General features: G+C 63.7%; 7 protein-coding genes. 1 reads left to right on the top strand and 6 read right to left on the bottom strand.

What is annotated here, in order from left to right:
• The first annotated feature begins 151 nt into the window (after window positions 1–151).
• On the top strand, window positions 152–1,024 hold the full coding sequence (locus I2C21_RS13565; RefSeq protein ID WP_101691440.1) for a fumarylacetoacetate hydrolase family protein: 873 nt from the start codon (window positions 152–154) through the stop codon (window positions 1,022–1,024).
• A 56-nt stretch (window positions 1,025–1,080) separates the two neighbouring features.
• On the opposite strand, the gene I2C21_RS13560 is transcribed toward I2C21_RS13565, so the two are convergent.
• From I2C21_RS13560 to I2C21_RS13535, 6 genes are all read right to left on the bottom strand, one after another.
• Window positions 1,081–1,788: a class I SAM-dependent methyltransferase gene (locus I2C21_RS13560; RefSeq protein WP_195279495.1), complete on the bottom strand. Its 708-nt coding sequence runs from the start codon at window positions 1,786–1,788 to the stop codon at window positions 1,081–1,083.
• 84 nt (window positions 1,789–1,872) lie between these two features.
• Window positions 1,873–3,282, bottom strand: a complete 1,410-nt coding sequence (locus tag I2C21_RS13555) for a serine dehydratase alpha family protein (protein WP_101691442.1) — start codon at window positions 3,280–3,282, stop codon at window positions 1,873–1,875.
• Between the two features lie 40 nt (window positions 3,283–3,322).
• Window positions 3,323–4,204: an isocitrate lyase/PEP mutase family protein gene (locus I2C21_RS13550; protein WP_101691443.1), complete on the bottom strand. Its 882-nt coding sequence runs from the start codon at window positions 4,202–4,204 to the stop codon at window positions 3,323–3,325.
• 34 nt (window positions 4,205–4,238) lie between these two features.
• Window positions 4,239–5,675 (bottom strand): glutamate mutase L, encoded by a 1,437-nt coding sequence (locus I2C21_RS13545; protein ID WP_193538318.1) that lies wholly within the window; start codon window positions 5,673–5,675, stop codon window positions 4,239–4,241.
• A gap of 21 nt (window positions 5,676–5,696) precedes the next feature.
• Window positions 5,697–6,833, bottom strand: coding sequence for a 2-methylaconitate cis-trans isomerase PrpF family protein (locus I2C21_RS13540; RefSeq protein WP_193538316.1), 1,137 nt, complete (start codon window positions 6,831–6,833; stop codon window positions 5,697–5,699).
• 36 nt (window positions 6,834–6,869) lie between these two features.
• Window positions 6,870–8,732, bottom strand: a complete 1,863-nt coding sequence (locus tag I2C21_RS13535; protein ID WP_286167301.1) for a cobalamin-dependent protein — start codon at window positions 8,730–8,732, stop codon at window positions 6,870–6,872.
• Between the last annotated feature and the right edge of the window lie 5 nt (window positions 8,733–8,737).

The following is an 8,737-nucleotide window of genomic DNA, read 5'->3' as shown; positions in this document are numbered from 1 at the left end:
CAGATGGGCGACGAGCTCCTGCAGCTGGTGGCCGACGTGGCCAGCGGCAAGCAGACCAAGGCCGAGTCTCTCGGCTATATGGAAATGGCCATTGCCCGCGTGTGCAACTACGTGTAATTTACTCTCATCTGAATAAGAGGTGTACCATCCCATGGAATTCGTGACCTTTCTGCGGGACGGCATCCAGCTGCCCGGTCTGCTCACCGCGGACCGGCAGCGGGTGCTCTCCCTGGAGGAAGCGGGTCTGGGCGCGTGGTCCACTCTGACCGCCTTCATCGCCGACGCCGGTCCGGACCTGCTGGCCCGGGCTGCGTCGGCGTCGGCGCAGTCGGAGGGAACGCCCCTCTCCTCCGTGCAGCTGCTCGCGCCCATCCCAAAGCCCTGCCATGACATTCTGTGCGTGGGTGTCAACTACCGGGACCACCTGGAGGAGAGTGAGGCCGCAATGGGCAAGATTGCCCATCAGGACAGCGTCTATTTCTCCAAGCGCGCCCACATCATGACGCCCCATGACGCCACGATTGACGGTCATCTGGATCTGGACCCCTGTCTGGACTACGAGGTGGAACTGGCCGTCGTCATCGGCCGGGAATGCCGCAATGTGGCCCCGGAGGAGGCGGAGGACTATATCTTTGGCTACTCCGTTTTCAATGACATGTCGGCCCGGGGCATCCAGATGCGGCACAACCAGTGGTACCGGGGCAAGAGCCTGGACGGTTTTGCCATCATGGGCCCCACACTGGTCCACAAGAGCGCCCTTCCCTTCCCCATTGAGGTGGACGTGTGCAGCCGAGTCAACGGCGAACTGCGTCAGAGCAGCAATACCCGGCTGTTTCTTGCGGACATCCCCCATCTCATCTCTGAGCTCTCCCATGGCATCACGCTGGAGCCCGGCGACATCATCGCCACCGGCACCCCCGCCGGGGTGGGCATGGGCTTTGACCCGCCCCGCTGGCTCAAGAGCGGCGACACCGTGGAGTGCGAGATCCAGGGCGTGGGTCTCCTGCGGACCCACATCCGATAACATCTCCCCACCAAACATGCAGGCGGGAGGATCTGACCGATCCTCCCGCCTGTTTTTTATTCCTTTTTTCCCAGATAGAGCAGCTGGGTACAGCGCTGGATACCATATGCGGCGCAGTCCTTCTGGATCTGCTGCGCCTCTTCCAGAAGCGCCTCATACTCCGGCTTACCGGCCGCCTTCTTTTCCACCAGCTCTACCAGCTTGGCATTTTTGGTCTCCAGCTTCCGGTCCATCTCGGGCTCCTCCAGAAGCTCTGCCGTGCGCACCTCCCGGAGCGGAAGGCGGCTCAGGATGGCAAGGATCTCCTCCTTCTTCCAGGTGGGACGCTGAAAGCCCCCCGAGAGCATATCCAACTTAGCCTCCAGCGTATGCTGGGCAAAGTGGACCTGCTGAGGGCGGTTCTGACCGTCGGAGAACATCTCATTGATGACCAGCCACCCGCCCGGCCGCAGCACCCGGAGCATCTCATGGAGCACTGCGTCATAGTCCTCGATGTGGTGCAGGGTGTTGGAGAGGGCCACCACCTCAAAGGTACCGTCGGCAAACTCCATATGGGCCCCCTCTCCCACCTGGAACTCGATCCCCTTGTCCCCGTTTTTCTCCCGGGCCTGCTCCACGGTCCGGGTATCGCTGTCCAGGCCGATGATCCGGGAGCCCTCCGGCATGACCTCCGCCAGGCTGAAGGCAAATTCTCCAAAGCGGGTCCCCACATCCAGGGCCAGGCCCTGGTTCAGTTCGGGCAGATATTCCTTTAAATGCAGCATATGCCGCGCCTCCTATTCTGATTTGGCAAACTGCGCCCCCGGTCCTCTTCCCAGGTCCGGGGGCGCAGTGCATATCGCCGTGTCTTACGGCTGTACCAGGACGATCCCCAGCCGCTTTGCCGCTTCCTCCGCCTCGGCCAGGGACGGGGAGGCATCCCGCAGCACCAGGCGGCCGCCGCCGCGGTTGAGGGTATCCACCATACAGGTCATCTCATCGGTGGTAATGGTGATCTTCTGGAGGGAGGGCTCATGTCCCTCTACGATCTCCACTTCGATCCCGTCGTCCTTCACCATCTGCACGGCCTTGTTGTACATGGCATAGTCCGAGGTGGATGCCCCGTACACCGCGCCCATCAGAACGCCCGGGATATTGATGGAACGGCGGGCAAACAGCTCGGGATAGAGCTCCACCCGTACCTTGCGGATGGTCCCCTTGACCAGCTCATGGCAGATGCGGGCCGCGTTAGTGGGGCTGCCCACCGCCTGGCTGCTTCCGCCCACCACAGCGTCTCCCAGGGTGTGGAGAATGCTCTCGGTCCCCTGGGCCAGCTGCTTGGCCTTGGCCTTGGCCTTTTCCAGCGTCTCGGCCATCTTCTTGGCCTCGGCATCCCGGACGGCCTGGCTCACCAGGGATTCCACCGCGGGCTTGCGCTTGAAGAAGGGCTCCATATACTCCACCACGGTGGGTACCAGGTGGCGGCCCGACTCCACATGGACCTCTGCGGCCATGGCCAGCATCACGTCAAAGGGAACGTTGACCGTCATATCCACCTTCATGCACAGCCGACCGGCATACATACCCATCAGGATGGCGCCGCCCACGTGGGTGGTGCACAGGGCGGGCACCAGCACCCGGGGGGTGCAGGGCACGCCGATGGTGGGCGAGAGGGCCAGCACCATGGCCTTTTCCATCTGCTCGGGGGTGCCGCCCCCGATGGAGACGGTGGCCGCCGCAATGCAGGCGGAACCGGCGCCGAAGCCCTCCATATTGCACCCAGTGGTCACCTTGCCCACCCGGAACAGGCTTCCGATCTTGATGACCAGCGCGGCGGTCTCGGCCACCGTCTTGTCATCATAGCCGTGAACCATCATGGCCTTGATGAATCCGGAGTAGGGGCAGGAATCGCCCGTTCCGGCGCAGGGGCGCAGACCCACGCAGTGGTTGCCCACCTGGGCGCCCAGGGTGTAGAGCAGGGCGTCGTCCAGGAAGGAGTCCTCAAAGCATTTGCTTCCCTCCTGCGCGGCCAGCTGGGAGGCTACCGTGCCCAACAGGATGCTCTCGCCGTCCTTGACACCGATCTCCACCGCCTTGAGGTTGTGGGCATATTCTTCCATGATCCCCGTGAGGATCTCCTCCCGGGACTTGCCGGTGCGCAGCTCGGTCTCCACCAGGACCACGTCCACCACTCGCACGCCGTATTCCTGAGCGACGGCCACCATCTCACTGACGGTCAGGGGCAGTTTTTCCTGGATCGCAGCTCTCATGTCAGGCATTGGTTCTCCTCCTTTTTCCGTATATGACGAATGGGTCGTCTTACTTTACCACGCGGCCGGTGGCGTAGTTGGCCTCGATGGCCCGGATCTCCGGCAGTCCCATGATCTCATTGAACTGGGCGAAGGGGATCATGGTGTCGATGAGGGTCTCGGTGGTGTCGTCCCGGCGCATGCCCTCCCACAGGTCCACCATGGCCTTAGTGGTCACATAGACCGACGCGGTGGGGTAGATGATGAGGTTGTAGCCAAACTCGGAGAGCTGAGCATTCTTGAACATGGGGGTACGGCCGCCCTCCACCATGTTGGCGAGGGTCAGGCAGCCGGGCAGCTCCTCATTGATGCGGCGCATCTCCTCCTCGGACTCGGGAGACTCCACAAAGAGGATGTCGGCGCCGGCCTCCTTGTAGGCATGGGCGCGCTCCAGCGCGGCGTCGATGCCGTGGACCGTGCGGGCGTCAGTGCGGGCCATGATCATGAAGTTGGGATCCACGCGGGCGTCCACCGCGGCCTTGATCTTGCCCACCATCTCCTCCATGGGGATGACCTCACGGCCCACCATGTGGCCGCACTTCTTGGGCATGACCTGGTCCTCCAGCTGAATGACGGCCACGCCGGCCTTCTCATACTCCCGAACGGTGCGCATCACATTGACGGCGTTGCCGAAACCGGTGTCCGCATCGGCGATCACGGGGACGCCGGCGCACTCCACCATGTTGGCGGCCCGGGCCACCATCTCGCTCATGGTCATGAGGCCCACGTCGGGCTTGCCCAGATGGCTGGCGGACTGGCCATAGCCGGTCATGTACACCGCGTCAAAGCCCAGGCGGCCGATGATCTTAGCGGTAAGCATATCATGGGCTCCGGGCGCCACAATGGTCTTCTTGGAAGCAAAGAGCTCCCGGATCTTCTTCGGTCCGTTCATGAAAATCACTCCTAAATTTGATGTTTTAGATCATTTATTCTTCCGTTGCGGCTCCCACATACTCCTTGAGGAAGGAGCAGGCCGCGTCGGGATAGTGCTTGCCCAGAACGCCCATGGCGTAGAGGAGATAATTCCGGTCCAGGATCACATCGGGCTCCTCCAGCGGGAGGAGGGAGATCCCCGGCTCTTCAAAGCTCCGCAGGACCATGGTCCGTCCCGCCGCCTCCTCTGTGTGGACGAAGATGCCGCCCACACAGAGCACCCGGTGCACATGGCGCAGATCGCGTCCCATGGCGGTTCCCGCCATGATGCCCATGACCGGGTCCTCCACCTCGGCGTAGTGGCCCGCATGGCGGCGCAGAGCCGTGCGGATGGCGCAGGTGGCCATGGCTCGCTCCAGCATCCGCTCCTCCTCGGTCTGGGGGATGTAGTCGGGCTGGTCCTCCAGCTTCTGGGCAAAGGCCAGCACCCCCTCCGGGGTCGTCCCGTCCGGGTCGTCCATGGCCCGGAGGATGGCATTGGGTCCCACTGCCTCGGGGATGCCGGTGGCACTCACCCGCAGGCCCAGGTTGCCCTCCACCGTGCGGTAGGCAAACTGCTTTTCGTTGTTGATGACCAGGCCCCGCTCCTCAATGGTGAGCTTTTCCAGCTCCGGCAGGATGGAGTGGATGTCGGTGGTGGCGCCGCCGATATCCACCAGGATGAGGGAGCCCGCCCCCTCCTGCTCATAGGTGCCCCGGGCCAGCAGCTCACTGGCCAGCAGCACTGCGCCGGGGGTGGGGACCACTGTGTGGTCGGCCAGACTGTCCCGGAACTCCATCAGGCCCTTGGCCCGGGTGATCTGTTTGATGAACTGCTCGTGGATGGCCTCCCGGGCGGGCTTTACGTTGAGCTCGTGGATGGTGGGCATGATGTTGGGCACCCGCACATAGGACACCCCAGCCCGGGCCAGCTTTTCGGCCACCTCCCGCTGGGCATATTTGTTGCAGGCGATGATGACGGTGGCCCGGCTGTGGAGCTCGCAGATCATCTCCGCGTTTTCCAGGGCACAGCTCTCATCTCCCCCGTCCGTCCCGCCCGAGAGCAGGATGATGTCGGGGTTGATCTCCAGGAGCACCTCTTTCCGGTAGGCGAGTGGCTCCTCGGCCGAGACCACCTGCATGACCCGGGCTCCGGCAGTCATGGAGACCTCTTTGGCCGCCTTGGCGGTGACCCGGGGCATATACCCCAGGGCCACCATCCGCAGGCCGCCGGCGGCGCTGCAGGAGCTGTACCGCTGTACCGCCTCGTCAAAGTCCACGCCCTGCTCCCGGATGCTCTGTTCGGCCCGGGCCGCCCCGTCCATAATGTTGTCCAGTGTGGTCAGGGACTGACCCCGGCCCAGAAAGGTGAATTTACCCCGCTCCAGCCGGAAGGCAGCCGCTTTCGTATAGGTACTGCCTACGTCGTAGACCAGCGTATTGGCACGCATGTGGCACTCCTCCCGTTTTGCTCAGTCCTCGTCGGGCACCAGGGCATAGCCCTCCATGAGACGGCGGGCGGTGCGCACCAGCGCCGACTTCTTCACCTCGTTGCCCTCCACGGCGGCCACCACGGGGATGACGCCGGCGGGATGGCCGATCCGGATGGTGTCGATCGCATCGATGTGGGGGATGACCTGATTGACGATGGTGCCCTTGATCTTGGCCGCCGCGCCGGTGCAGGCGGTGGCGGTGCCGGCATAGGTCTTGTGGAGCACCTGCATGAACATCAGGCGGGAGACAAAGTCCACATCCTCCTTATGGATGGTCTTGCCGCTGGTGAAGTCCACATAGTCGGCCGCCTCGGTGACAAAGGCCACCATGGGGAAGGCGGGAGAATGCTTGGTGGCGTCGGCGGGGTCCTTGGCCATGCCGATCATGGCGCAGCACTTGGAGCGGATCTCTTCCAGATAGGCCAGCAGCTCCTTGTTGCCGTCGATGACGTCGGGGGTCTCGGTCCCCTTCATGCCCACATCCTTCGCGCGGACAAAGACGCAGGGATTGGCCACGTCCACAATGGAGACCTCAATGGGACCACGGCTGGTCTCCAGGGTGTCCACCGGGTGGCCGGTGGGCAGGACATTGCCGGTGGCCGCGCCCGCGGTGGAGGCAAAGTCCAGCAGGATGGGGGCGCTGGTACCGGGCACGCCAGCGATGGCGCAGTCTCCCTTGACCCGGGCCTTGCCGTCCTTCACCTGGACCTCGGCATAGAGCATCTTGCCCGTGTTGGTATTGTGGATGCGCACCCGGGTCACCGGCTCCACCGCCTTGACCAGGGACTCGTCGATGGCAAAGGGACCCACGCCGGAGGAGATGTTGCCGCAGTTGCCCTTGTAGTCCACCACCCGGTCGGTGATGGAGACCTGAGCGAAGGTGTAGTCCACATCGGCGTCCGGCCGGGAGGGAGGCCCGATGATGGCCAGCTTGCTGGTCAGGGGGTCCGCCCCCGCCAGGCCGTCGATCTGGCGCACATCGGGGCTGCCGAACAGCCGCAGGATCAGCTCATCCCGCTCCTTGGGATCGGTGGGCAGGTCGTTTTCCTTGATATAGATACCCTTGCTGGTGCCGCCGCGCATGATGACAAGGGGAATTCGTTTTTGCTCGCTCATGGCTCTCACAGCCTCCTGTCTGAAAAATGGGGTCTCTTATTTCTTGGCTTTCTTCTCCTGGATGAGCCGGGTGATGGTCTCCAGGCACTGCTCGGGGGTGGAATCCGGACCAAAGAAGGCGTCTACGCCCAGGAAGCTCACGCCCTCCTTCTTGATCTTCTCCTCGTAATACTGGTGCTCCTCTTCCTTCTCGGCGATGCGTCCGCCGGCCCAGACCACCATCTTGTCCCGCAGGCCCAGCCCCTTGAGCCGCTGCTCCACACGGGGGAAGAGGGTGCCGCCCAGGCCCAGCAGGTTGCTCACGCCCACGGCGTCGGCGTTGGCCTCGGCCGCCACCTCGGCCACAGTCTCGGGCAGGTTCATGCCCCGGAGGAAGACCACCTCATAGCCCGCGTGCTGGAAGGTCTCCCGGATGAGATTGATGCCGTTGACGTGGGCGTCGGCGCCCACCGTGGCCAGTACGATCTTCTCAGGACGGGTGGGCTCCTTCTCGGGCTCCACCTGGATGTCCTCCTTGGTGACGGCCACCCGGCTGGGATCGATCCCCAGAGGTGTGTAGCCGGGCACGTAGCGCTTGATCCCGTCGGGGTCCCGGTTGACCTTGACGAACCGCTTCAGGTCCCAGCCGCCGGCACGGGGGCAGTCCATCCGGCCGCTCTTGCCGCCCTCCACGATGAGGTCGATGAGCTCGGTGTCCTTCCACTGCATCCAGAAGGCGGGAGTGATGTCCTTGGGCTTCAGGCTGCGCTCGGGCAGGTGGAGCACCGCCTCCAGCACCGCCATGGCCTCCTCCAGGATCTCCGCCTTGCGCTCGGTGATGCGGCTGTCCTCGATGTCCACGGCATAGGTGTTGGTGAATACGTTCTCAGTGCCCCAAATGGCACGGCCCATGGAGTCGCCGGTGGGGATGCCCACGCTCTCGGCCGCCTTGGGCCGGTAGAAGTCGGCGCCGCCCAGCTTGGCGTTGACCGCCATGCGGGCGAAGTGGGCCGCCTCGGCGATCAGGTCGCCCGGAGGGCTCTGGAAGGTCTCGGGCACCACGATGAGTCCGTCGCTCCACAGGGTCTCCCGGAAGGCCCGCATCAGGGCCAGGTCGGCAAAGATATTGATGCCAGCAATGTTCATCTGAATGGCGGAGAGCTCCCGGGGCAGTCCGGCGTGGATGGCCAGACCCTCGGCCAGCAGGCACATGGCCAGGGCCATGCCGTCGGTACCGCCGATGTTGTTCAGGTGCTTGTGGGAATCCAGCTGCACATAGATCTTGTTCTCGGCGCAGATCTGGAGGGCCTTATAGCCGTTGACCACCTTGGTGCGGTAGTCGTGGATGCCGCGTCCGCCGAAGTGGACGTGGATGACGGGGCCGATGTCGGTGCCGTCAAAGCCCGCGATGAGAGCGTTCAGAATGGAGAGATGGGGGGTATCGCCCGTGGCGTTGATGCGCACCGGATGGCGGGAACCGCCGCCCATCTGAATGAACTCCCGCTCACCCTTGGGGGTAATGCCGCCCTTGCCCCGGGACTGCTCGATGAGCTCCCGGCCCTTCAGGGGGTCGATGTGACGGGTGGCCTCGGAGTGGACAAAGTGGAAGATGGTCTCGTCGAACTTCTCGGCAAAGGCGTACATCTCCTTGGACTCCTTGAGGGTCTCCTCGGCGGTGTTGCGCCCCAGGATGGGGTTCTGGACCGGCCAGCCCCGCTCTCTGGCCTTCAGGGCCAGCTCATGGATGCGGTAGCCGCTGCGGACCACGCCCGCCACCTCTCTGGGATAGGGGGCGGGAAGGCCCACCACTTCTCCGTTCTCGTCCAGATCGGGCATCTCCACGCCGAAGCAGTCGGCATAGGCGCGGACCGCCTCAATATCTTCCCGGATGATCCGTTTGGTTTTTTCCTGCATATCCATATTCA

Source organism: Clostridium sp. J1101437_171009_A5, assembly GCF_015547905.1.
Taxonomy (GTDB): Bacteria; Bacillota; Clostridia; order Oscillospirales; family Oscillospiraceae; genus Pseudoflavonifractor_A; species Pseudoflavonifractor_A gallinarum.
The sequence above is the reverse complement of the archived record's forward strand: the minus strand, read 5'-3'. Positions and strand labels throughout refer to the sequence as shown.